This window comes from Amycolatopsis sp. NPDC049159, assembly GCF_040648295.1.
Lineage (GTDB): Bacteria > Actinomycetota > Actinomycetes > Mycobacteriales > Pseudonocardiaceae > Amycolatopsis > Amycolatopsis pretoriensis_A.
The window spans coordinates 228,292-251,471 of sequence record NZ_JBEZDL010000016.1 but is presented as its reverse complement, the minus strand read 5'-3'; the positions used below and the strand labels follow the sequence as shown (position 1 = coordinate 251,471).

At 71.8% G+C, this 23,180-nt stretch carries 23 protein-coding genes; 16 read left to right on the top strand and 7 right to left on the bottom strand.

The genetic code is table 11. The features are described from left to right. Positions 1 to 5 precede the first annotated feature (5 nt). The 6 genes from AB0B33_RS28800 (at position 6) to AB0B33_RS28775 (ending at position 6,301) form a co-directional block, all read left to right on the top strand. Complete coding sequence (locus AB0B33_RS28800) at positions 6 to 1,112, top strand: ABC transporter ATP-binding protein (RefSeq protein WP_360777342.1); 1,107 nt, start codon at positions 6 to 8, stop codon at positions 1,110 to 1,112. Then, positions 1,109 to 2,089 (top strand): ABC transporter permease, encoded by a 981-nt coding sequence (locus tag AB0B33_RS28795; protein WP_247018096.1) that lies wholly within the window; start codon positions 1,109 to 1,111, stop codon positions 2,087 to 2,089. Before AB0B33_RS28800 ends, AB0B33_RS28795 begins: the two co-directional genes overlap by 4 nt. Position 2,090: 1 nt before the next feature. Beyond that, positions 2,091 to 3,074 carry an ABC transporter permease gene (locus AB0B33_RS28790; RefSeq protein ID WP_360777340.1) on the top strand — a complete coding sequence of 328 codons (984 nt, stop codon included), beginning with the start codon at positions 2,091 to 2,093 and terminating at the stop codon, positions 3,072 to 3,074. Further along, positions 3,071 to 4,063 (top strand): ABC transporter ATP-binding protein, encoded by a 993-nt coding sequence (locus AB0B33_RS28785; RefSeq protein ID WP_360777338.1) that lies wholly within the window; start codon positions 3,071 to 3,073, stop codon positions 4,061 to 4,063. The genes AB0B33_RS28790 and AB0B33_RS28785 overlap by 4 nt, the downstream gene beginning before the upstream one ends. Positions 4,064 to 4,104: 41 nt before the next feature. After that, positions 4,105 to 5,508: a GH1 family beta-glucosidase gene (locus AB0B33_RS28780; RefSeq protein WP_360777336.1), complete on the top strand. Its 1,404-nt coding sequence runs from the start codon at positions 4,105 to 4,107 to the stop codon at positions 5,506 to 5,508. A 172-nt stretch (positions 5,509 to 5,680) separates the two neighbouring features. Next, positions 5,681 to 6,301, top strand: a complete 621-nt coding sequence (locus AB0B33_RS28775; protein ID WP_360777367.1) for a DUF2306 domain-containing protein — start codon at positions 5,681 to 5,683, stop codon at positions 6,299 to 6,301. Here AB0B33_RS28775 and AB0B33_RS28770 read toward each other — a convergent pair. Together AB0B33_RS28770 and AB0B33_RS28765 are read right to left on the bottom strand one after the other, a co-directional pair. After that, positions 6,252 to 7,415, bottom strand: a complete 1,164-nt coding sequence (locus AB0B33_RS28770; protein WP_360777334.1) for an acyl-CoA dehydrogenase family protein — start codon at positions 7,413 to 7,415, stop codon at positions 6,252 to 6,254. The two genes, AB0B33_RS28775 and AB0B33_RS28770, sit on opposite strands and share 50 nt — an antisense overlap. Beyond that, positions 7,412 to 9,754: a bifunctional salicylyl-CoA 5-hydroxylase/oxidoreductase gene (locus tag AB0B33_RS28765; RefSeq protein ID WP_360777332.1), complete on the bottom strand. Its 2,343-nt coding sequence runs from the start codon at positions 9,752 to 9,754 to the stop codon at positions 7,412 to 7,414. The genes AB0B33_RS28770 and AB0B33_RS28765 overlap by 4 nt, the downstream gene beginning before the upstream one ends. A 66-nt stretch (positions 9,755 to 9,820) precedes the next feature. Here AB0B33_RS28765 and AB0B33_RS28760 point away from each other — a divergent pair, with 66 nt between their 5' ends. Further along, positions 9,821 to 10,216 carry a RidA family protein gene (locus tag AB0B33_RS28760; protein WP_360777330.1) on the top strand — a complete coding sequence of 132 codons (396 nt, stop codon included), beginning with the start codon at positions 9,821 to 9,823 and terminating at the stop codon, positions 10,214 to 10,216. Here the strand turns inward: AB0B33_RS28760 and AB0B33_RS28755 are convergent. After that, entirely contained in the window at positions 10,203 to 11,057 is an 855-nt protein-coding gene (locus AB0B33_RS28755; RefSeq protein ID WP_360777328.1) for a PaaX family transcriptional regulator C-terminal domain-containing protein, read from the bottom strand. The genes AB0B33_RS28760 and AB0B33_RS28755 overlap by 14 nt on opposite strands. A gap of 51 nt (positions 11,058 to 11,108) precedes the next feature. Here AB0B33_RS28755 and AB0B33_RS28750 point away from each other — a divergent pair, with 51 nt between their 5' ends. From AB0B33_RS28750 to AB0B33_RS28740, 3 genes are all read left to right on the top strand, one after another. Next, positions 11,109 to 11,783 (top strand): GNAT family protein, encoded by a 675-nt coding sequence (locus AB0B33_RS28750; RefSeq protein ID WP_360777326.1) that lies wholly within the window; start codon positions 11,109 to 11,111, stop codon positions 11,781 to 11,783. A gap of 135 nt (positions 11,784 to 11,918) precedes the next feature. Continuing rightward, a complete protein-coding gene (locus tag AB0B33_RS28745) occupies positions 11,919 to 12,575 on the top strand; it encodes a hypothetical protein (protein WP_360777324.1) in 657 nt (218 codons plus the stop codon). 39 nt (positions 12,576 to 12,614) lie between these two features. Next, positions 12,615 to 12,971, top strand: coding sequence for a PLDc N-terminal domain-containing protein (locus tag AB0B33_RS28740; protein ID WP_360777323.1), 357 nt, complete (start codon positions 12,615 to 12,617; stop codon positions 12,969 to 12,971). Positions 12,972 to 12,977: 6 nt separating this feature from the next. Here AB0B33_RS28740 and AB0B33_RS28735 read toward each other — a convergent pair whose 3' ends face one another. Beyond that, positions 12,978 to 13,442, bottom strand: a complete 465-nt coding sequence (locus AB0B33_RS28735) for a MarR family winged helix-turn-helix transcriptional regulator (protein WP_247018112.1) — start codon at positions 13,440 to 13,442, stop codon at positions 12,978 to 12,980. A gap of 101 nt (positions 13,443 to 13,543) precedes the next feature. Between AB0B33_RS28735 and AB0B33_RS28730 the strand changes: the two genes are divergently transcribed. Then, positions 13,544 to 13,966: a nitroreductase family deazaflavin-dependent oxidoreductase gene (locus tag AB0B33_RS28730; RefSeq protein WP_247018113.1), complete on the top strand. Its 423-nt coding sequence runs from the start codon at positions 13,544 to 13,546 to the stop codon at positions 13,964 to 13,966. Positions 13,967 to 14,409: 443 nt separating this feature from the next. Here AB0B33_RS28730 and AB0B33_RS28725 read toward each other — a convergent pair whose 3' ends face one another. Then, positions 14,410 to 15,588, bottom strand: a complete 1,179-nt coding sequence (locus AB0B33_RS28725) for an acyltransferase (protein ID WP_360777365.1) — start codon at positions 15,586 to 15,588, stop codon at positions 14,410 to 14,412. A gap of 58 nt (positions 15,589 to 15,646) precedes the next feature. After that, positions 15,647 to 16,951 carry an FAD-binding oxidoreductase gene (locus AB0B33_RS28720; RefSeq protein WP_360777320.1) on the bottom strand — a complete coding sequence of 435 codons (1,305 nt, stop codon included), beginning with the start codon at positions 16,949 to 16,951 and terminating at the stop codon, positions 15,647 to 15,649. A gap of 90 nt (positions 16,952 to 17,041) precedes the next feature. Between AB0B33_RS28720 and AB0B33_RS28715 the strand changes: the two genes are divergently transcribed. The 4 genes from AB0B33_RS28715 to AB0B33_RS28700 are packed head-to-tail and all read left to right on the top strand — an operon-like array spanning position 17,042 to position 21,394. Beyond that, on the top strand, positions 17,042 to 17,923 hold the full coding sequence (locus AB0B33_RS28715; protein ID WP_360777318.1) for a LysR family transcriptional regulator: 882 nt from the start codon (positions 17,042 to 17,044) through the stop codon (positions 17,921 to 17,923). A 51-nt stretch (positions 17,924 to 17,974) separates the two neighbouring features. After that, positions 17,975 to 18,772: an oxygenase MpaB family protein gene (locus tag AB0B33_RS28710; protein WP_360777316.1), complete on the top strand. Its 798-nt coding sequence runs from the start codon at positions 17,975 to 17,977 to the stop codon at positions 18,770 to 18,772. Between the two features lie 49 nt (positions 18,773 to 18,821). Then, entirely contained in the window at positions 18,822 to 20,399 is a 1,578-nt protein-coding gene (locus tag AB0B33_RS28705) for a hypothetical protein (RefSeq protein ID WP_360777314.1), read from the top strand. Positions 20,400 to 20,437: 38 nt separating this feature from the next. Beyond that, the gene (locus AB0B33_RS28700; RefSeq protein ID WP_360777313.1) at positions 20,438 to 21,394 is read left to right on the top strand and encodes an ATP-dependent DNA ligase; all 957 of its coding nucleotides are present in this window, start codon (positions 20,438 to 20,440) and stop codon (positions 21,392 to 21,394) included. On the opposite strand, the gene AB0B33_RS28695 is transcribed toward AB0B33_RS28700, so the two are convergent. After that, a complete protein-coding gene (locus tag AB0B33_RS28695) occupies positions 21,391 to 22,134 on the bottom strand; it encodes a CDP-alcohol phosphatidyltransferase family protein (protein WP_360777311.1) in 744 nt (247 codons plus the stop codon). The two genes, AB0B33_RS28700 and AB0B33_RS28695, sit on opposite strands and share 4 nt — an antisense overlap. 67 nt (positions 22,135 to 22,201) lie before the next feature. On the opposite strand from AB0B33_RS28695, the gene AB0B33_RS28690 reads away from it, so the two are divergent. Continuing rightward, complete coding sequence (locus AB0B33_RS28690; protein ID WP_360777309.1) at positions 22,202 to 23,164, top strand: zinc-binding alcohol dehydrogenase; 963 nt, start codon at positions 22,202 to 22,204, stop codon at positions 23,162 to 23,164. Positions 23,165 to 23,180 lie beyond the last annotated feature (16 nt).

Sequence of the window (23,180 nt, the reverse complement as noted above, 5' to 3'; positions counted from 1 at the left end):
CGGCAGTGACGACCGAACACGGGGACGGCCGCGGCGACGCGGCCGCCCCCGCCCCCTCCGACCCCGGCGCCGTCGGGTCGGAGGGGGACCTCCCCGTCGTCCTCGAAGCGACGGGTCTCACGAAGCACTTCCCGGTCCGCCGCAAGGGCCGCGCGGCGCTGGCCGGCCCGAAGCGGGCCATCCAGGCCGTCGACGACGTGACCTTGACGCTGCGCCGGGGCCGGGTCACCGCGCTGGTCGGCGAGTCCGGTTCGGGCAAGTCGACGGTCGCGCGCCTGCTCGCGGGGCTCTACCCGCGCACCGGTGGCGACATCCGGCTGCACGGTGAGGAAGTGAACGTCAAGCACGGCAAGGCGTTCCGCGCCTACGCCCGCCGGGTGCAGATGATCTTCCAGGACCCGTTCGCGTCGCTGAACCCCGTGCACACCGTGCGCTACCACCTGACGCGGGCGCTGAAGATCCACGGCCGGGCCGGCGACGACCTCGAGAAGTCGTTGCACGACCTGCTTTCCCGAGTGCAGATGACGCCGCCGGAGCGCTACATCGACAAGTTCCCGCACGAGCTGTCCGGTGGCCAGCGCCAGCGGGTGGCGATCGCGCGGGCGCTCGGCGCCGATCCCGAAGCGCTGCTGGCCGACGAGCCGGTGTCCATGTTGGACGTCTCCATCCGGCTCGGCGTGCTGAACCTGTTGCGGGACCTCAAGGAACGCCTGCACCTGGCGATCCTCTACATCACGCACGACATCGCGTCGGCGCGCTACTTCGCCGACGAGACGATGGTGATGTACGCGGGCCGGATGGTCGAGGGCGGCGACAGCGAGACCATCACGCAGAACCCGGCGCACCCCTACACCCGGCTGCTCATCGACTCCGCGCCCGATCCCGACCGGCTGGCCGGCGGGAACGCCGAGCTCGACCCGGGCGAGGTGCCCGCCGAGCGCGGGGCCGGTGAACCGCCGAGCCTGATCGACCCGCCGTCCGGCTGCCGGTTCCACCCGCGCTGCCCGGTGGCGATGGAGCGGTGCAAGACCGACCTGCCGCCGCGCTTCGACGTCGACGACGCACCCGGGCACTGGGCCGCGTGCTGGCTGTACGACGGGGCCGCCCGATGAGGTACCTGCTGCAACGGCTGCTCTTCTACGTCTTCACCGCGTGGGCCGCCGTCACCATCAACTTCTTCATCCCGCGGCTGATCCCGGGCGACCCGGTGCAGTCGCTGATCGCGAAGAACCAGGGCATGCTGAGCGCGGACGCGATCCAGTCGCTGTACGTCCTGTTCGGACTCGACAAGAACGAAAGCCTGATCTCCCAGTACTTCGACTACTGGGGCCAGCTCTTCCGGGGCGACCTCGGGATCTCGTTCACGTTCTTCCCCACCCCGGTGTCCGAACTGCTCGGCGACAGTCTGCCGTGGACGATCATCCTGGTCGGCATCACCACGATCGTCGGCTTCGCCATCGGTACCGGGCTCGGCGTGGTCGCCGGCTGGAAGCGCGGCTCGTGGGTCGACGGCCTGCTGCCGGTGACGACGTTCCTGTCGTCGATCCCGTACTTCTGGCTCGGCCTGATCGCGCTGACCCTGCTGGCCGGCCCGGGGAGCTTCTTCCCGTCGTCGGGCGGCTACGACCCGGGCACGATCCCGGGCTGGGACGGCACGTTCATCGGCAGCGCGATCCAGCACAGCCTGCTGCCCGCGCTGACCATCCTGATCAGCTCGATGGGCAGCTGGATCCTGGGCATGCGCAACATGATGGTCACCGTCGCTTCGGAGGACTACGTGACGGTCGCCCACGCCAAGGGCCTGCCCGAGCGCCGGGTGATGGTCGGCTACGCGGCGCGCAACGCGCTGCTGCCGAGCGTGTCCGGCTTCGCGCTGGCGCTGGGCTTCATCGTCGGCGGGACGCTGCTGGTGGAGATCGTCTTCTCCTACCCGGGCGTCGGGTTCCAGCTGTTCCAGGCGGTCGGCTCGCAGGACTACCCGCTGATGCAGGGCATCTTCCTGATCATCACGCTGTCCGTGCTGGTGGCGAACCTCTTCGCCGACGTCGCCTACCTCGCACTCGACCCGCGCACCCGGAAGGAGGGCTGACGTGGCCGTACCCGCGGCGGACGTCAAAGCCGCCCAAACCCTCCCCCTCGACGCGGTCGTGCGGCGGCGCCGGTTCCGGTTCCTGGCCGGGGGCAAGACCGGCACCGGCCTGGTCGTCATCGTCTTCTTCCTGGTGATCGCGGTCATCGGCGAGTGGATCGCGCCGTACGACCCGTCCGCGCGCAGCAGCGACCTGCTCGAGGGACCGTCCGGACGGCACTGGTTCGGCACGACCCACCTCGGCCAGGACATCTTCAGCCAGGTCGTGGTGGGCACGCGCAGCGTCATGCTGGTCGGGCTGGCCGCCGGGGTGGTGGCGACGATCCTCGCCGTCGTCGTCGGCGTGGCCTCCGGCTACCTCGGCGGCAACACCGGCGAGGGCCTTTCCGCACTGTCCAATGTGTTCCTGGTGATCCCGGCGCTGCCGCTGATCATCATCATCGGCAGCGCGGTGCCCACCGGCGGCGACATCCTGGTGGCGGTGATCATCGGGTTCACGTCGTGGGCGTGGGGAGCGCGTGTCCTCAGAGCGCAGACGCTTTCGTTGCGCGGCCGGGAATACGTCGAGGCGGCCCGGGCGACCGGCGAGTCGACGTGGCGGATCATCTTCTTCGAGATCCTGCCGAACCTGACTGCGGTGATCGCGTCCAGCTTCGTCGGCACGGTGATCTTCGCGGTGATGTCCGAGATCACGCTGGCGTTCGTCGGTGTCTCGGGACTGTCCAACTGGAACTGGGGCACGATCCTGTTCTGGGCGCAGAGCCAGCAGGCCCTCGCGCAGGGTGCGTGGTGGTGGTTCGTGCCGGCCGGGCTGGCGATCGCGATCCTCGGCACCGCGTTGTCCCTGCTCAACTTCGGCATCGACGAGTTCGTCAGCCCGCGCCTGCGCGGCAGCGGCAAGGCGCGCGTGCGCGGCGCCGACGGGCGGACGCACCGCATGCGGGTGGGCTTCACGCCCGTGCTCGGGCGAGAGGAAAAGCCATGATGGACCCGGTCCTGGAGATCAAGGGACTCGACGTCGACTACGGCGTCGGCGACGAGGCCGTGCGCGCGGTCCGGGACGTGCACCTGACGCTGCACCGCGGCGAAGTCCTCGGCCTGGCCGGGGAAAGCGGCAGCGGGAAGTCCACGTTGGCCTACGGGCTGACGCGGCTGCTCGCCCCGCCGGGTGTCATCCGCGGCGGCGAGGTGATCTACCACCCCGCCGACGGCGAGCCCTACGACGTGCTGAAGCTGACGGACAAGCAGCTGCGCGGCTTCCGGTGGGCGGAGACGTCCATCGTGTTCCAGGGCGCGATGAACTCGCTGAACCCGGTGCACAAGGTCGTCACGCAGCTGGTCGACGTCATCAAGGCGCACGAGCCGGGCACGTCCCGCCCGGGCCGGGTGGCGCGGGCGCGTGACCTGCTCCGGCTGGTCGGGATTTCGGCCGACCGCCTGGAGGCGTACCCGCACCAGCTCTCCGGCGGCATGCGGCAGCGCGTGATGATCGCGATGGCGCTCGCGCTCGAGCCAAGGGTCGTCATCATGGACGAGCCGACCACGGCGCTCGACGTCGTGATGCAGCGGCAGATCCTCGGCCAGCTGGTCGAACTGCGGGAACGGCTGGGCTTTTCGGTCCTGTTCATCACGCACGACCTTTCGCTGCTGGTGGAGTTCTCGGACCGGATCGCGATCATGTACGGCGGCCGGATCGTCGAGCAGGCGCCGGCCGCGGACCTCTACCGGGACGCGCTGCACCCCTACAGCCACGGCCTGCTGAACTCGTTCCCCGCGCTGCGCGGGCCGCGGCGCGAGCTGGCCGGGATCCCCGGCTCGCCGCCGGACACGCGGGGGATGCCGTCCGGCTGCGCGTTCCACCCGCGCTGCCCCAAGGCTTTCGAGCCGTGCCCCGACCGCGTGCCGCTGCTGGGCACCCCGGGCGACCCGGCGCGCGAAGTCGCGTGCTGGCTGCACCCCGCTGTCGCCCCCTGAACGCCGTCTGCCCTGTCCGGTACCACTGGAGGAGTGCTGCCTTGACCGAGACCACCGCCGCGACCGCCGACCAGCAGGCGCTGATCGACACCCTGCCGCCGGACTTCCGCTGGGGTGTCGCCACCGCCGCGTACCAGATCGAAGGCGCGGTCGCGGAAGACGGACGCACACCGTCCATCTGGGACACTTTCTGCCAGGTCCCGTGGGCGATCGACAACAACGACAACGGTGACGTGGCGTGCGACCACTACCACCGGATGCCGTCGGACATCGAGCTGGTGCGCGAACTGGGCGCGGACACGTACCGCTTTTCCGTGGCGTGGCCCCGGGTCCAGCCGCGCGGCCGCGGCGGCGTCAACGAGGCCGGCCTCGGCTTCTACGACCGGCTCGTCGACGAGACGCTGAGCCGCGGGATCACGCCGTGGCTGACGCTGTACCACTGGGACCTGCCGCAGGAGCTGGAGGACGCGGGCGGCTGGCCGGCGCGCGACACGGCGTACCGGTTCGCGGACTACGCGATGCTGGTGTTCGACCGGCTCTCCGACCGGGTCCGCCACTGGACGACGTTGAACGAGCCGTGGTGCTCGGCGATGCACGGGTACGTGCACGGCGTGATGGCGCCCGGGCGGCGTGACTACGCAGCCGGCCTGCACGCGGTGCACCACCTGCTGCTCGGCCACGGCCTGGCGACGCAGCGGATGCGCGAGGCGGCGCCGGCGGACACGCAGTTCGGCATCACGCTCAACATGTGCACGGCCGACCCGGCGACGGAGTCCGAGGAAGACGTCCGCGCGGCTCGCCAGGCGGACGGCCTCGGCGTCCGCGTCTACCTCGACCCGCTGGTTCACGGGCAGTACCCGGACGACGTCGTGGAGGATCTGGCGTCCCGCGGGGTGAAGCTCCCGATCCAGGACGGCGACCTGGCGATCATTTCGACCCCGCTGGACTTCCTGGGCGTGAACTACTACTTCGGCCAGCAGTTTTCGGGCGTGGACGAGGCCGGCCGCACGGTCGACGACGAGGGCGTCCCGGCCTCACGCACGGTCCCGTTCGGCGAGCCGACGACGGCGATGGGGTGGGAGATCCTGCCGGGCAAGTTCACCGAGCTGCTGACGCGCCTGGGTCGCGACTACCCGGGTCTGCCGATGTACATCACGGAGAACGGCTCGGCGTTCGACGACGACCCGGACTCGTCGGGCTTCGTCCGCGACGAGCAGCGGACGGCTTACCTGGCCTCACACATCGCGGCCGTGGCGGCGGCGCGTGAGGCGGGGGCGGACGTGCGCGGGTACTTCGCTTGGTCCCTTTTGGACAACTTCGAGTGGGCGTATGGGTACGCGAAGCGGTTCGGGCTGATCCGGGTGGACTACGAGACGCAGGAGCGCACGATCAAGCAGAGCGGCTACTTCTACCGCGACACCGTCCGGCGGGTGCGGGGCAGCTGAACGGCGGTGGGGTGAGCCCCACCACGGTTGTGGTGGCTCACCCCATGGTTCCCCCGCCGGTACGTCCCTACCTTCGGATCGGTAGTCGATCCTGGGGGTAGTCATGACCGTTCGCACGGAGATCAGGCCCGCGCCCGCGCCGGAGAGACCGAGCTGGTGGCGGCGGCCGTGGGTGGTGCCGCTCGCGCTGGTCGTCGCCGCGTTCCTCGCCTACTCGATACCGCCGTACCTCACGCTGGATCCCGCGCAGTCGCGGGTGCCCGCGCCCGCCGGGTTCGCGCAGCACTACTGGTTCCTCGTTGCCCACATCGCCTTCGGCAGCATCGCCATCGTCGGCGTCGTCCTGCAGGTCTGGCCGTGGCTGCGGCGGACGCACCCCGTCGTGCACCGGCGGGTCGGGCGCGTCTACGTCTTCGGTGGGGCGATCCCCTCCGCCGTCATGGCCGCGACCATCGGTGCGGTGAGCCCCTTCGGTCCCGTTGTCGCCGCGCTCGACGTCGTGGCTGCCGTGCTGTGGCTCGGATTCACCGTCGCCGGGTGGCGGGCGGTCCGGGAGCGCCGGTTCGCCGACCACCGGAAGTGGATGGTCCGCAGCTTCGCCATGTGCATGAACACGCTGATGACCCGGGCCCTGTCGCCGCTCGGGTTCCTGCTGGTCTTGCCGCGGGGCGGGGACAAGGAGACGCTGATCCTCAGCGCCGCCACGGTTTCGGCCGCGCTGAGCTTGCTGACCCTGTTGCTGCTCAGCCAGTGGTGGCTCGACCGGACGCCGAAGCGAGCCAGCGGGCGATGATCGTGCGCTGGATCTCCGACGCGCCTTCGTAGATGCGGGGTGCGCGGACCTCCCGGTAGAGGTGCTCCAGCAGGTGCCCGCGGCGCAAGGCGCGGGCACCGTGCAGCTGGACCGCCGAGTCGACGACGAACTGGGCCGCCTCGGTCGCGAACAGCTTCGCCATCGCCGCACGGCCGCCGAGGTTCTGCTCGCCCGCGTCGTAGGCGCCCGCCGCCGCGTAGACCAGCAGGCGGGCGGCTTCCGTGCGGGTCGCCATCTCCGCCAGTGCGTGCGCCACCGCCTGCTGCTTGATCAGCGGGCCGCCGAACGCTTCTCGTTCGCCGGTGTGGGAAACCGTGGCGTCCAGTGCCGCCTGGGCCATGCCGACGGCGAACGCGCCGACGCTCGGGCGGAACAGGTCCAGCGTCCGCATCGCGACGGCGAAGCCGCGGTTCTCCTCGCCCAGCAGTTCCTCACGCCGGACCTCGACGCCGTCGAACGTGACCGTGCCGATCGGGTGCGGGCTGACCAGGTCGAGGTGCTCGCCGCCCAAGCCCGGGCGATCCGCCGGGACGACGAACGCGCTCACCCCGCGCGATCCCGCGTCCGGGGTGGTGCGCGCGAACACCGTGTAGAAGTCCGCTTCCGGTGCGTTGGAAATCCACATCTTTTCGCCGGTCAGGCGCCAGCCGTCGCCGTCGGGTTCCGCTTTCAACGACAGTGCGGCCGCGTCCGAACCGGCGTCCGGCTCGGTCAGCGCGAACGCCGCCACCGCGTCGCCGGCCGCCACCGCGGGCAGCCACTTCGCCACCTGTTCGTCCTGCCCGGACTGCAGGACCGGGTAACTTCCCAGGCCCTGCAACGCCAGCGCGGTCTCGGCCTCGGTGCTCACCGTGGCCAGGTTCTCGCGCAGGATGCACAGGTCCGTCGCGGCGGCCTGCCTCGACGGCGCTCCCGAAGCGACGCCGGGGAAGAGCCGGGCGAGCAAGCCGAGCGCGCCCATGGCCTTGAGGAGCGGGCGGTTCACCGCACCCTCCACACCGGACTCGGCCAGCGGGCGCAGCTGGTCCTCGCCCAGTCGCCGGACTTCCGCGGCGAAAGCCTGTTGCTCGGCGGTCAAAGCGAAAGCGGTCATCGTGGTGCTCCCGGTCGCCAGCGGGCATGGGCGGTCCCCGTGGGGCCCGAACGGACGAGGTCGAGGCGTGGCTCCGGCCCGTCGCTGCGGCCGGTCTGGGGTTTGCGGCTGCCCGCGGCGAACGGCTTCGGCCACGCCAGCGGGTAGTCCTGTTCGGCCGCCGCGTGCAGCGTCCACTGTGGATCGTAGAGGTGCGTGCGGCCCAGCGCGCAGAGGTCCGCGCGGCCGGCCAGGATGAGCGAGTTCACGTCGTCGTACGACGAGATCGCGCCGACCGCGATCACCGCGATCCCGTATTCCTCGCCGATTTCGTTGCGGATCCGGTCCGCGTACGGCGTCTGGTAGCTGCGCCCGTACTGCGGGCGTTCCTCGCTGACGACCTGGCCGGTGGAGACGTCGATGCCCGCGGCGCCGTGGGAAGCGAACGCGCGCGCGATCTCGACGGCGTCGTCGGCGTCGATACCGCCCTCGCACCAGTCGGTCGCCGAGATCCGGACGGTCATCGGCCGCTCGGCGGGCCACGCGGCGCGGACGGCGTCGAAGACTTCGAGCGGGAAGCGCAGCCGGTTCTCCAGCGAGCCGCCGTAGGAATCGGTCCGCCGGTTGGTCAGCGGGGAGAGGAACGACGACAGCAGGTAACCGTGCGCGCAGTGCAGTTCGAGGACGTCGAACCCGGCGCGGGCGGCCGCTTGGGCGCACGCGACGAACTGGTCGCGGATCTCCACGAGGTCCGATGTGGACAGTTCACGCGGGACCTGGTTGCGTGAGGAGTACGGCACCGCCGAAGGCGCGCAGACTTCCCAGTTGCCCGTGGGCAGCGGTTCGTCGATGCCGTCCCACATGAGTTTCGTCGAGCCCTTGCGGCCGGAGTGTCCCAATTGGACACCGATGCGCGCGGGCGACTGCGTGTGCACGAAGTCCACCACCCGCTTCCAGGCGGCTTCCTGCTCGGGCGTGTACAGCCCGCCGCAGCCGGGGGTGATCCGGCCTTCGGGGGAGACGCAGACCATCTCGGTCATCACCAGCCCGGCACCGCCGAGCGCCTTGCTGCCCAGGTGCACCAGGTGGAAGTCGCCGGGCACGCCGTCTTCCGCCGAGTACATGTCCATCGGGGAAACGATGATCCGGTTCGGCAGTTCCAGCGAACCGAGCCGATAGGGCTGGAACATCGGCGGCCGCGACGTCGTCCCGAGCGACCGGGCGAACCAGTCGTCCAGCTCGGTGGCGAACTCCGGGTCGCGCAGGCGGAGGTTGTCGTAGGTGACGCGGCGGCTGCGCGTGAGGATGTTGAACGCGAACTGCGGCGGCTCCTGGTGCGCGTACTGCGCGATGTTCTCGAACCACTCGAGGCTGGCCTGCGCGGCGCGCTGGGTCGACGTGACGACCGGCCGCCGTTCCAGCTCGTAGGCCTTGAGCGCCTCGGCGACGCCGTCGTTTTCGTGCAGGCAGGCGGCGAGCGCGAGCGCGTCCTCCATCGCGAGCTTCGTGCCGGAGCCGATCGAGAAGTGCGCGGTGTGCGCCGCGTCGCCGAGGAGGACGACGTTCTCGTGCACCCACGTCTCGCAGCGGACGGTGCCGAACGAGACCCACTTCGAGTTGTTCGCCATGACCTGGTGGCCGTCGAGGACGTCGGCGCACAGCTCGCGGATCAGCGCGATGGACTTCTCGTCGCTCTCGCCCGGCTTCAGCGAAGCCGCCGCGACCGGCGCGAACGTCCGCTGCCAGACGTCTTCCTGGACCTCGAGGATGAACGTGCTGCCGTCGCGGCCGTACGGGTAGCCGTGGATCTGCATGATCCCGGCCGGCGTTTCGAGGACGTAGAACTTGAAGGCGTCGAACACCAGGTCCGTGCCCAGCCAGATGTAGCGGCACCGGCGGGTCTCGACGCTCGGCCGGAAGGTCTCGGCGAACCGGTTGCGGACCGCGGAGTTGAGGCCGTCGGCGGCGACGACCAGGTCGTACCCCGAGAGGTCGGCCGGCGCCTCTTCCCGGAAGTGCAGCCCGACGCCGAGCTCGCCGCAGCGGCTCTGCAGGATGCCGAGCAAGCGCTTGCGGCTCATCGCGGCGAAGCCGTGGCCGCCCGAGGTGGTGACGGTGCCGCGGTAGTGGACGTCGATGTCGTCCCAGCGCGCGAACTCGGCCTTCATGGCGTCGTGGACGGCTGCGTCGGCGTGCTCGATGCCGCCGAGCGTCTCGTCGGAGAACACGACGCCGAAGCCGAACGTGTCGTCCGGGGCGTTGCGCTCCCAGACCGTGATTTCGTGACCGGGACCGAGCTGTTTCGCCAGCGCGGCGAAGTACAGACCCGCCGGGCCGCCGCCGATGACCGCGATACGCACGCCGTCCAGGGTATGTCGTCACCTCTACGACCGTCAATAACGCGAAAGATGGCGTACGGTGGGCGCATGGAACGCATCAACCCGCCGGAGCTGGGGAAGCCGTCCGGGTTCTCGCACGCGGTGGTGGCCGAGGGCCGGGTCGTCTTCCTCGCCGGCCAGACCGCGCTCGACGCGTCGAACAAGATCGTCGGCGACGGCGTGGTCGAGCAGTTCGAGCGCGCGCTGGGCAACCTGCTGGCGTCGCTGCGCGCGGCCGGGGGTGCGCCGGAGGACCTGTGCAGCGTGACCATCTACATCGTCGACATGCCGGACTACCGTGCCCACGCGCGCGAGATCGGCCGGGTCTGGAAGCGGCTCGCGGGCACGGAGTACCCGGCGATGGCGGGCATCGGCGTCTCCCGGCTCTGGGACGAGGAAGCGCTGGTCGAGGTCCAGGGGTTCGCGGTGCTCAGCCGAGGTTGATCGACTTCGCGACGTAGGTGCGTGCCGGGGTTTCCAGCCGCCGGTGCAGCTCGAAGAACAGCTCGGCCGCGCGGATGCCCGACCAGCCGGGCGGCAGGAACTCCGCGGGCAGGCCGGGGTCGAGGTAGGGCATCCGCCGCCAGCCGGTCAGCACCCGGACGTAGTCGGCGAACGCCTCGCCGTCGGGCACCGGCTTGCGGCGCTCCCAGCGGCGCAGCGCCGGGCCGTGCTCGTCGAGGAACGTCGTGTACAGCTCGTCCAGCCGGTCGAGGTCCCACCAGTCGCGGACCTTCGCGGCGACGTCGCCGAACGCCAGGTGGTCGGCGCGGAACAGGTCGGCGTACCCGGCCAGGCCGAGCCGGGTCAGCGCCTCGGCGGCCACCCCGTGCAGGTGGGCCGGCGCGATCCAGACGCCCGACGCCGCCGTGCCGAAGCCCATCCGGGCCAGCTGGGTGCGCAGCAGGTGACGCTTGTGGCGCTCGGTCTCCGGCACCGAGAACACCGCGAGCAGCCAGCCGTCGGCCGGAGTGGCGCGGTCGCGGCGGAAGATCCGCTCGTCGCCCTCGCGCAGGATCTCGCGGGCTTCGTCGGACAGCTCGTAGCCCGCCGTCGCGTCCCGTCGGACCGCTTCGAGGATGCCGCGCCGCTTCAGCCGGGAGATCGACGAGCGCACGGCCGGCTCGTCGACGCCGACGGCGGCGAGCAGGTCGATCAGCGAGGCGACCGACAACCAGCCGCCTTCGGTGCGCGAATAGAGGCCGTACACCGTCACGATGAGCTGACGCGGCTGGGCCGATCGGCCGGAGCCGTCCAGTTCGGTTGCGTCGGGTACGGCCGTCATCGGGCCACAATACAACTCGGGTCCCGGCCGCTCCGCTACGATTTCGCCGCGATGCTGCCAGCCACCAAGGGGATCTTCGACCGGCTCACCCGCCGCGGGCGCCTGATGACCAAGCGGGCCTGCGACCGGCAGGGCCACGTCGTGCGCGCGGGACGGTTCCTCTTCCGCACCCCGACCGCGTGGGAGTACGCCGCCGCGGTCGCGTGCGGCAGCGATCCGGCCGCCCAGCGGTGGCTGGGCTGGCAGGCCGATTCGATCGTCGACCAGCCGGCGCGCGCCGACGCGCTGCGGGTCGTGCCCGGCACCGGCCCGGACTGGGCGTCGCCCGATCCGCAGTCGGTCGACCTGGTGATGATCGACGTCGAGGCCAACCGCTGCGTCGGCCTGGTGAGCGTGCACACCGGCGAGGACGGCGGCCCGGAAACCGGCGGCTACCTCGCCCCGGACTACCGCGGCCGCGGTCACGGCCGGGTGCTGTTCGCGGCCGGGCTGGTGCTGGCGCACGACCACCTGGGCCTGCCGCGGGTGCGGGCCGGCGCCGAGGTCGGCAACGTTGCCAGCGCGCGCTCGCTGCAGGCCGCCGGGCTCGCCCGGGTGGCCGGGCCGCCGACGTACCGGCTCCCGGACGGCCGCGTCACGGAGGCGTGGTGGTTCCAGCACGCCGTCCCGCGGCCCGTTCACTGCGGTGGGCCGCAGGCGGCGTGGTTCCCGGTGTCGCTGCTCTGACTTCGGCCGTGGACGAAGTTTTCCGCGGCTAACTTCGCCGTATGACTTCGCTTTCCGCTCCGGTGCCGCCCGTTCCCGCCGACGTCCCGCCGGGGAGCGTCGCGTGGCTGCGTGCTTCGGTGGCCCGGTTCAGCAATGGTCCCGACCACGTCCGGCAGCGCGCTGGCGGTGTCGTTGCTGGCGTCCGTGGGTGAGCTGCGGGACGAGGCTTTCGCGCGCACGCAAGGGATCGTGGCCGCGCTCGGGGAGTTCGACGTGATGGCCGAAGTCGCGCGGCCGGTGCCGGTCGGGGTGCTCGCTTCGGCGCTCGGCCTGCCGGACGTCTCGGCGGACGTGGCGCTGGTCGCGGCCGCGTACCACCCCCACGTGACGCCGGCTGCCGCCGCCGAAGCCGCGGTGGGACGGCTGATCGCCGCGTGCGGTCGGGCGGACGAACACGCGGCCGCCCGGATCGGCCTGCTCGTCCAGGCCTGCGACGCCACCGCCGGGCTGATCGGCAACGAGCTTTCCGCGTCGCTGTCCGGAAAACCGGTCGGGCAGCCGGTGTTGTCCACGCGTCGCCGGGTCGACGGCGACGACGTCTCGGTGTCGCTGGCGGGGACGCCGTTCGGCGCCGGACCCCGCGCCTGCCCGGGTGCGCGGCACGCGACCGCCCTCGCGACCGGCGTTCTCCAGGCGCTGCAGGGGTTTCGCCTGACAGAAGTGAAGACGTCGTGGGTGTCGGCGCCGAATCTCCGGATGCCCGCGCGGCTGTGGGTGACCCGCGGCCGGGCAGCCGGTGGGCTCTGCTAAGACTTACCGCGTTCATTTCCTTGGGGGAAAGGCGCGAAATTGCTGTACATGGACGGACTGCTGGGCATCGTCACGCTCGGGCTGTGGATCTTCTGCCTGGTCGACGTGATCACGACCGACGAGTCGTCCTGCCGCAACTTGCCGAAGGGGCTTTGGCTGCTGCTCGTGCTGGTGGTGCCGCTGGTCGGGTCGATCATCTGGCTGGTCGCGGGCCGGCCGCAGCAGGTGGCGCGGGTGCGCGGGCCGTACGAGCGCAACGCGCCGGCGTACCCGGAGTACGACCGTCCCGGGCGGTTCGCGGCGACGAGCGCGGACGACGACGAGTTCCTGCGCAAGTGCCGGGAACGCGCGGAGGCGCAGCGGAAGCTGGCCCGCGAAAAGCGTGGCGAAGACTGAAGTCCGTTAGCAGGCGGGGCCTTCGCACGTGCCGCGTTCGTAGGCCTCGAGGGTCGCGATCACCAGCTGCCGCTCGGCCGGGCTCAACGGCGTCAGCGCGTCGCTCCACGCCTTCGCGCCGCGGGCCAGCCACGCGTCGACGGCCGGGCGCTTGTCCGGGGTGATGCTGACGATCGTGCGGCGGCGGTCGGCCGGGTCCTCGTCGCGGTTCAGCACGCCCTGGCGGCTGAGGTCGCCGACCATCAGGCTCGCCGTCGTCGGGGCGACCTGGAGGCGGGTGGCCAGCTCGGTGACCGTCATGGGGCCGTCGAAGAGCAGGTACGACAGCAGCGAGAGGTGCCGCGGCGCAAGCGCGCAGCCGTCGAGCTCCGCGGGCACCGGCGTCCGCTTGGCGCGGCCGACCAGGCGCGGCATGAGCAGCAGGAGCTGCCGGACGCCGTCCTCGACACTCGGGCCGGGCTGCGTTGACACCGCTCACCTCCGGTCGGTAGTTTTGTTTGCAAAGCAAACGCTTCGGCTCGTTCCGAGCGTACCTCGCGGATCGAGCCTACCGGCCAGAACAGGGGATCCCCATGACCGCACCAGCCGACATGAACGACTTCAACAAGCAGGTCGTCGAGGAGTTCCGGGCCAACGGAGGCAAGGTCGGCAACTACTTCGAGGGCAAGAACGTGCTGCTCCTCACGACAACCGGCGCCAAGAGCGGCGAGCCCCGTCTCTCGCCGCTGGTGTACACGACCGACGGTGACCGTTACGTGGTCGCCGCGTCGATGGGCGGGGCCCCGAAGAACCCGGCTTGGTACCACAACCTGGTGGCGAACCCGAAGGTCACGCTGGAGGTCGGCACGGAGAAGTTCGAGGCGACGGCCACGGTGATCGCCGACCGCGCGGAGCGGGACCGCCTGTACGCGGGCATGGTCGCGCACGCGGAGGGCTTCGCGGAGTACGAGACGAAGACCGACCGGGTGATCCCGATCGTGGTCTTGGAGCGCTGAGAGACCGAGGTCGCGGGCTCGGCGGGTTGCCGAGCCGCTTCCCACTCGACCGGCGCGGGGGTGTCGGGCGAGCGCGGGTGCGGGCCGGTGGTTCAGGGGAACTTCCGGGCCGCGGGGGTGGCCGGCGGCTCAGGGCGCCGAGGTCGTGGGCGGCTCGGCAGGTTGCCGGGCGCCTTCCGCTCGGCTGGCCGGGGGTGGGGCGGATTGGCCGAGCGACCGGGGCGCGCAGGGGAGCGGGCTGGTGCCGCGGGGGAACTTGCGGGCCGTGGCGGGAGTGGCCGGCGGCTCAGGGCGCCGAGGTCGTGGGCGGCTCGGCAGGTTGCCGGGCGCCTTCCGCTCGGCTGGCCGGGGGTGGGGCGGATTGGCCGAGCGACCGGGGCGCGCAGGGGAGCGGGCTGGTGCCGCGGGGGAACTTGCGGGCCGTGGCGGGAGTGGCCGGCGGCTCAGGACGCCGAGGTCGCGGGCGCGGGCCGGGGCTCGGACTCGACGCGCGGCTCGGCGGGCTGTCGAGCCGCCTCCCGCTCCGCGCGCCGCTCTTCCTTCCTCGCGATCAGCCGCTTGCCCACGTCGATCAGCGGCTTCTCGACCCAGCGGTGGATGAGGTCCGCGATCGCCAGCCCGACCAGGAACACCACCACCGCGCTCGTCGTGTGGTTGCGCGCCAGGCCCGGGACCGCCTGGATGACCGCGAAGTGCACCGGTCCCTGCAGCAGGTACAGCGAGTACGACCGCTCGCCCACGAAGCGCAGCGGGGCCGTGCCCATCAGCCAGCGGGTCGGGCCCGGGCTGACCAGGACGATCAGCAGCAGCATCGCCGCGAACGCGTACGCCACCAGGAGCCACAGGTTCTGGCCCGAGCTGTTCCACAGCGTGTCCAGGTTCGTGTGGAAAACCACGAACCCGATGACGATCGGGATCGCCGCCAGCGGGTGGGTCAGCGGCTTCAGCAGCGCGTAACCGCGGCGGTAGTGCAGCAGGATCGCCAGCAGGCAGCCGGCCGCCAGGATGAAGTAGTGCACCGTCGAGCGGTAGATCGGGACGTTCGCGCCGTGCAGGAGCCAGCCGCCCGTGGTCAGGGGGACCAGGGCCAGCAGGATCACCATCGCCGCGCCGACCAGCAGGAACTTGCGCTTCGCCGCGCCGATCCCGAGGAACACCAGCAGGAACGGCCAGACCAGGTAGAACTTCTCCTCGATCCCCAGCGTCCACGAGCCGCTGAAGAAGTTGTCCGTGCCGTTGGTGAACGACGGCAGGAACTCGTTGAGGAACGTCAGGTAGAACCGCAGCGCGTTCGGGAAGTCGCGGGCGTGGAATTCGCCGCGCAGCGCCACGAACGCCACGATCCCGCCGAGGATCACCAGGTACGGCGGCAGGATCCGGAACACGCGCCGGATGTAGAAGTTCGACAGCGAGATCCGGCCGGTGCGGTCCTGCTCGCGCAGCAGCAGCGTCGTGATGAGGAAGCCGGACAGCACGAAGAACAGGTAGACGCCGACCCAGCCCGACAGCCACGTCCAGTTCTGGCCGCCGAAGTGGAAGAAGATCACCATCGTCGCGGCGATCGCGCGGAGGCCGTCCAGACCGGGGAACCGCCGCGTGCCGAGGTAGTCCTCGTGGCTCATCGTGCGCAAGTCGGTTCCCCCGTCGGTGTGATCGTCCGGGCGAGTATAGGACGACCGCTTACTCCGCCTTTGCCTCCGGTCCGGCCTTCCGGAGGGTGCTCCGAACGTCGTAACGGCGCTTGAGCTCCCCGAGTCGGCGCAGGTCCGCGGCCGGGTGGACGCCCTCGATCGTGGCGTGCTCGCCGTACACGAAGGGCAGCAGCCGCCCGGTGGTCCACGGCGCCAGCGCGTCGAACAGCTTCGCGTGCGTGCTCCGGACGGCCGCGACCCCGCCGTCGCCGACCACCGACAGCGCCCGGACGACGAACTCCGCCGAGCTGTCCCAGCCCACGCCCGCGATCCCGGCCGGCCGGGAAAGCGCGCCGCCCAGCCGGTCGATGATGAGCACCGGCGGCGTGGCCGCACCCGGGCCCGCGTGCTCGACGACGGCGTCGAGCATGGCGTCGTTCAGCTGCGAGACGGTCGCGTTGGTGCCGTGGTAGCCGTGCGGCTGCCGCGGCTCGGCCGCGATCGACCCGGACTCGGTGAACGGCATGACCTTGAGCGTGTCCATCAGGACCGGCGCCGCGGCCCGCAGCGGCGCGACCAGCTCGTCGCCGTCCTCGCCCAAGTAGGCGATGCGAACCTGCGCGATGTGCCGGCCGCGCAGCGGTTCCGGCAGCACCGGGAGGTCGGGGTACTCGACCATGGCCAGCGACGTCGTCAGCGCGTCCGGCGCGGCCGCCGACCACGTGCGCCAGGCCCGCAGCACCGCCGGCACGTCGTCGGGACCGAAGTAGAGGCTGCCGCCGTAGAGCCGGTCCACCGGGAAGAGGTCGAACTCCATCGCCGTGACGACGCCGAAGCTGTCGCGGCCGCCGCGCAATGCCCAGAACAGGTCCGAGCCGGGCTCGACGCGCTGGAGCTCGCCGTCCGCGGTGACGACGTCGAGGGCGCGGACGTGGTCGGCGGCGCGGCCGTACCGGCGGGCCATCAGCCCGAAGCCGCCCGCGAGCGTGTAGCCGACGACGCCGACGTCCGGCGACGAGCCGCTGAGCGGCGCCAGGCCGTGGGCTCCGGCCGCTTCGATGACCTCGCCCCAGCGCACGCCCGCTGCCACCCGGGCCGTCCGGGCCGAAGCGTCGATTTCCACGCCGGTCAGCCGGCGGGTGCTGATCAGGAGGCCGTCGGTGCCCGCGGTGAGGCCGTGCCCGGTGGCCTGGACCGCGATCCGCAGGTCGTGCTCGGCGGCGTAGCGCACGGCGTCGACGACGTCCTGGGCGCTCTCGGCGGTCACGACGACCGCGGGTGCACTGGGCACCGCCGTCTGGAACCCGGCGACTTCTTCGGCGTAACCGTCCTGACCTGGGCGGAGGGTGTTCATCTCGGCTCCTTTCGTTCGCTGCTTCCAGCTTCGGGCCGAACCGATCAGAAGTCCAAGATCTGGTTTGTCTGCCAGTTAGAATCAGTGCTTATGGAACTGCACCAGCTCGCCTACTTCGTCGCGGTCGCCGAAGAAGGCAACTTCACGCGCGCGGCCGAGCGGCTGCACGTCGCCCAGCCCGGCGTGAGCGCGCAGGTCCGGCGGCTGGAGCGGGAGCTGGGGCAGGAACTGCTGGACCGCTCCGGCCGGACCGTCCGGCTCACCGACGTCGGCGCCGCGGCCCTCCCGCACGCCCGGGCCGCGCTCGCGGCGGTGCAGGGCGTGCGCGAAGCCGTCGACGAGCTGGCCGGGCTGGTCCGCGGCCAGGTCGCGATCGGCGCCGTGACCTCGGCGGGCCCGGTCCGGCTGCCGGACCTGCTGGCCGGCTTCCACGAGCGCTACCCGGCCGTCGAGATCACGCTGTCGGAGGCCAACTCCGACACGATGCTCGCGGCGCTGCGCGAAGGCCGCCTGGACCTCGCCGTCGTCGGCCTCTCGACGGACCCGCCGCCGGGCATCGCGACGCAGGTCCTGCTGGACGAGCCGTTCCTGGCCGTCACCGCGCCGGACGGGCCGCTCGACCGGGCCGAGGTCGACATCCGGGACCTCGACGGCCTGCCGCTGATGGCGCTGCCGAAGGGGACGGGCCTGCGCACCGCGCTGGACGCCGCCTTCGCGCGAGAGGGACTGACGCCGCGGATCGCGTTCGAGGCGGCCGACCCGAACGTCCTGGTGCAGCTCGCGGTGCGCGGCCTCGGCGTCGCGATCGTGCCGGAGTCCCTCGGCCGCTACCACCGGACCGAGCTGCGGATCGTCGGGATCGCGGGACCCGGCCTGCGCGGTGTGCTCGCGCTGGCGTGGCGGACGGAGGGCCCGCTCAGCCCGGCGGCGCGCGCCCTGATCGCGTTCGCCCGGGCCGCCTACCGCTCTTGACATACCGTCAACAGGCGCGGTTCCCTGGGAGGCGACCCAGGAGGCGAGCCCGTGGCCGAGACCGCCCTCCACGACGCCGTCATCGGCGCCGGGCTGCTGGCCGGCAGCGCGAACGTGATCATGCAGCTCGCCCGCGCGCCCGTCGGGTACGGCGTGCTGGAGAGCCGGGTCGAGAGCGGCAACCTCTTCCGCCACCCGGTGAAGCGGACCCGGACGACGCTCACCTACCTCGCCGTCGCGACGATGGGGACCGACGCCGAGCGCGCGGCCTACCGCCGCGGCGTCAACGGGGCGCACGCGCAGGTCCACTCGACCGACGGGAGCCCGGTCGCCTACAACGCCTTCGACACCGGCCTCCAGCTGTGGGTCGCGGCCTGCCTGTACAAGGGCTTCGAAGACATCTACCTCGCGTTCGTCGGCGGCGAGCCCGGGCACTTCTACCGCGAAGCCGCTTCGCTCGGCACGACGCTGCAGGTGCGTGCGGAGATGTGGCCCGCCGACCGCGAGGCCTTCGAGGCGTACTGGGCGGCCGAGCTGACCGAAGTCGGCATCGACGACACCGTCCGCCGCTACCTCACCGCCATCGTCGACCTGCGGTTCGTGCACCCGGTGCTGGCCGCGCCCGGCCGCCGGTTCCACCGGTTCGTCACCACCGGGTTCCTCCCGCAGCGGTTCCGCGACGAGATGCGGCTGCCGTGGACCGACGCCGACCAGCGGCGGTTCGACGCGCTGCTCGGCGCGATCGGCCGGGTCGTGCGGGTGCTGCCCACGGCGGTGCGGCGGTTCCCGTACAACCTCTGCCTGTGGGACCTGCGCCGCCGGCTGCGCACCGGGCGTCCGCTGGTCTGAGCCGCCCCGGCTACAGTGTCGGGTCGGCAAAGCCACCCGAGGGGAACCCATGACGGCGATCGAGGCTGACGCCCGGCCCGAAGAAACCGCACCCGCCCGGACCACCCGCCGCGCGCCGCTGATCGTGGTCTCGCTGGTCCTGCTCGCCGCGTTCCTCGTCGGCGCGTGGGCGGCCTGGTTCTTCACCATCGACGACGCCTTCATCAGCTTCCGCTACTCGGCGAACCTCGCCGACGGGCACGGGCCGGTGTGGAACGTCGACGGCCCGCGCGTCGAGGGCTTCACGAACTTCGCGTGGGTGGTCTGGTCGGGGCTCGGCGCGTGGCTGGGGCTCGCGCTGCCGCTGTTCACCAAGGTGACGTCGCTGCTGCTCGGCCTGGGCACGCTGTACCTGCTGATCCGCGAAGGCCACCGCCGCGCGGGCCTCACCGGCGTGCTGGTCGGCGCGGGCGCGTACGTCGTGTTCCTGCCGACCTACTTCCACCTCACGGCCGGCCTCGAGACGGCCGCGTTCGCCGCCGTGCTGCTGCGGATCGTCGTGCTCGGCCTGCGCGTGCCGGCGAACGAGCGGGTCCGGACGTGGGAGCCGCCGGTGCTGCTGCTCCTGCTCGGCATGCTGCGGCCCGAGGGCGTGCTGGCCGCGCTGCCGGTCGTCGCGCTGTGGTTCTGGCGCGAACGCGGCCGCGCGTCGGCGCGCTGGTGGACGCTCGCGGCGGCTGTCGTCGGCGCGGGCTACTTCGTCTGGCGCTGGCGGTTCTACGGCCAGCTGCTGCCGAACACCTTCTACGTCAAGTTCGGCCACCTCGACTCCGGCTGGCTGTGGACCAAGCACACGACGGTGCTGCTGCTCCCGCTCCTGCTGCTGACGCTGTCGCTGCTGCTCCGTGCGGCGACGCGGGCGATGGGCGTGCTGCTGGTGGTCACTGTGGCCGTCACCTACGTGACGTACGCGGTGTCCGGCCCGACGATGGACTACCTCGACCGCTTCGCCGACCACGCGATCCCCGTCCTCTGCCTGGGCGCCGGGATCGCCGCCGGGACGCTGAAACCGCGTCTGGTGGGCGCGCTGCTCGGGCTGGTCGCGGTCGGCTGGTCGGCCGTCGGCGGCGCGAGCGCGCCCGACCTCGGCGTGATCGCGAACTACGGCCCGGACCTGCAGCGCGCGCACATCGCGATCGGCAAGGGCCTGGCCGAGGCCGACGTCCCGCCGGCCGCCCGCAGCCTCGCCGTCACCGACGCGGGCGCGATCCCGTACTACAGCGGCTGGAACTCGATCGACTACATCGGGCTCAACGACGCGGCGATCGCCCGCGGCGCCGACCCGACCGAGGTCGTCATGAAGGCGCGGCCGACGGTCATCGTCGTGACGGCGAACGGCCCGGACCCGTCGGGCACGCGCTACGGCTTCGACTTCGCGAAGGCGACCGCGGGCTACGAGAAGGTGTCCACGGTCGAGATGCGCGCCGGGTACTGGCAGAACGTCTACGCGCTCCCGCAGTACGCGGCGACGATCGGGCAGCACGTCCAGGCGCGCGCCGACGCGGCCCGCCAGGCCAACGACCACGACCGCGCCGAGGACACCGTCGACCGCTGGCTCGACCGGCTCCGTTCGCAGCTGCCGTTCTGAGGTTGACCGCTTCGCGCCCGAGGCGCGAGGGTGGGCCGATGAGCGGCGAAGAGGTTCGGCACGGGGTCAAGCTGAGCAGTCTCGACCAGGAGGTCTTCCCCGACGCGGGGGTGACCAAGCGGGAGCTGCTCGACTACCTCGAAGCCGCGTCCGAGCGGATGCTGCCGGAGCTGCGCGACCGGCTGCTGACCGTGCTGCGGGTGCTGCGCGGGCAGGGCCCGTTCATGCAGAAGAACCTGCCGAAGTACACGCCGGACTGGGTCGAGCGGGTGTCGGTGTGGGCCGAGACGTCCAAGCGGGACGTCTCGTACGCGCTCTGCAACGACCTCCGCACGCTGATCTGGTTCGGCAACCAGCGGGCGATCGAGTACCACACGTCGCTCTACCGCGGCGGCCCCGAGCACGGCCCGACGCACCTGATCCTCGACCTCGACCCGCCCGAGGACGGCCCGTTTTCGCTGGCCGTGGGCGCCGCGAAGCTGGTCCGGGAAGCGTTGCGCAACGACGGTCTCGACGGCGCGGTGAAGACCAGCGGCGCCAAGGGCGCGCACGTCTTCGTGCCGCTCGCACCGGGCCAGTCGACCGAGGACATCGCCGCGGCCACACGCGCGGTCGCGGCCCGTGCCGAGCGGATCGACCCGGCGCTCGGCACGACGGAGTTCGTGCGGGAACGCCGTGAAGGCAAGGTGTTCCTGGATTCGACGCGGGCCGGCGGGGCGACGGTCATTTCGGTGTACAGCCCCCGCCACCGCCCGGGGGTGCCGGTGTCGTTCCCGGTGGCCTGGGCCGACCTCGACGGCGTCAAGCCCGCCGACTTCACCGTGCACACCGCGCCGGCGCTCCTCGACGGCGGTGACCCGTGGACCGCGGAGATGCCCGAGCCGTTCGTGCTGCCGGAAGACCTGGTGGCGGAGGGGCACACGATCCCGATCGCCCGGGTGGTGGCGATGCACGAGGGCAAGCGCCGGGCCCGGGCCGCCCGCGAGTCGGGCTAAGCCGCCTGGTTGCCGCGCCAGACCTGGCTGTGGAAGGGGCGCGGCAGCTGCACGATCCGGCTCGGCTCGGCCACCCGGTGGCGGGCCAGCCACACGACGTCCCGGCCGAACGACCACGTCAGCGACCCCAGCGCCGCGGCCACCAGCACCAGCGACACCGCCACCGGTAGCAGCCCGGACACCGCGACCACCAGCACCACGCCCTGCACCGCGGCCACGGTCTTGCGCGCCATGCTCGGGTACAGCGGCGCGGTCAGCCACGGCATCGACCACGAAGCCGCGACGAACACGTACCGCATCAGGCCGATCGCCAGCACCCACAGCCCCAGCGTCCGGGACACCTGGATGCACAGCAGCAGGATCAGGAACGCGTCGACCTCCATGTCGAACCGCGCGCCGAACTCCGACGTCGTGCCGGTGCGGCGGGCCACCTGGCCGTCGAGGCCGTCCAGCAGCAGGGCCATGCCGGCCAGCCCGACCAGCCACGCGACGGACAGGCCGCCGTCCGCGATCAGTTCCGCGGCGCACCCGACGAGCGTCGCGCGGGCGAACGTGATCCAGTCCGCCGGGCCGAACGCGGCGCGGCCGGCGCGGCGCAGGCCCCATTCCGTGAGCAGCACCAAGGCGATCCCGAACACGAGCCCGGTGGCCCAGGCGAGGGGGGACAGGCCCGCGACGACCCCCGCGGCGAGCACCCACGCCGGAACCACCGCGCGCAGGAGAAGGTCCTGTTTGATCATCGTCGACTCCGCGAATCGCTCATAGGGTGGCGACACCAGCCTCCGGTCGCCCGCTGAGGAGAAACACGTGGAACAGGCTTTCTGGGTTCAAAAGCCCGGTGTCGGGGAGTTGCGGGAGGAGCGGCTGCCCGAGCCGGGACCGGACGACGTGCTCGTCCGCACGCTGTGCTCCGGCGTCAGCCGCGGCACCGAAACGCTCGTCTTCCGCGGCGGCGTCCCGGCGAGCCAGCACGACGTCATGCGCGCGCCCTTCCAGGACGGCGACTTCCCCGGCCCGGTCAAGTACGGCTACCTCAACGTCGGCGTCGTCGAACGCGGGCCGGCCGAGCTGACCGGCCGGACCGTCTTCTGCCTCTACCCGCACCAGACCGCGTACGTCGTCCCGGCGAGCGCGGTGACGCCGGTGCCGGACGGCGTCCCGCCCGGCCGCGCGATCCTGGCCGGCACCGTCGAGACCGCAATGAACGCCGTCTGGGACGCGCGGCCGCGGCTCGGGGACCGGATCGCCGTCATCGGCGCCGGGATGGTCGGCGCCAGCGTCGCGAAGCTGCTCAGCGGCTTCCCGGCCACGCGCGTGCAGCTCGTCGACGTCGACCCCTCGCGCGCCGACATCGCCGAAGCACTCGGAGTCGACTTCTCGACCCCGGAACGCGCCCACGGTGACTGCGACCTCGTCGTGCACGCGAGCGCGAGCGAGGCCGGGCTCACCCGCGCGCTGGAGCTGCTCGCGCCGGAAGGCGAGGTCGTCGAGATGTCCTGGTACGGCGACCGCCGGGTCGCCGTACCGCTCGGGGAGCACTTCCATTCGCGGCGCCTGGTCATCCGCAGCAGCCAGGTCGGGACGGTCGGCCGCCCGGACCGCAGCTACGCCCAGCGGCTGGCCGTCGCGCTCGAGCTGCTGGCCGATCCGGCGTTCGAAGCACTGGTCAGCGGCGAGTGCGCGTTTGAAGATCTGCCGTCCGTGCTACCCCGGCTGGCCGGGAATGAACTTTCCGCGCTTTGCCTCCGTGTCATGTATCAGCCGCAGTGACCACGTCCACCCGAAC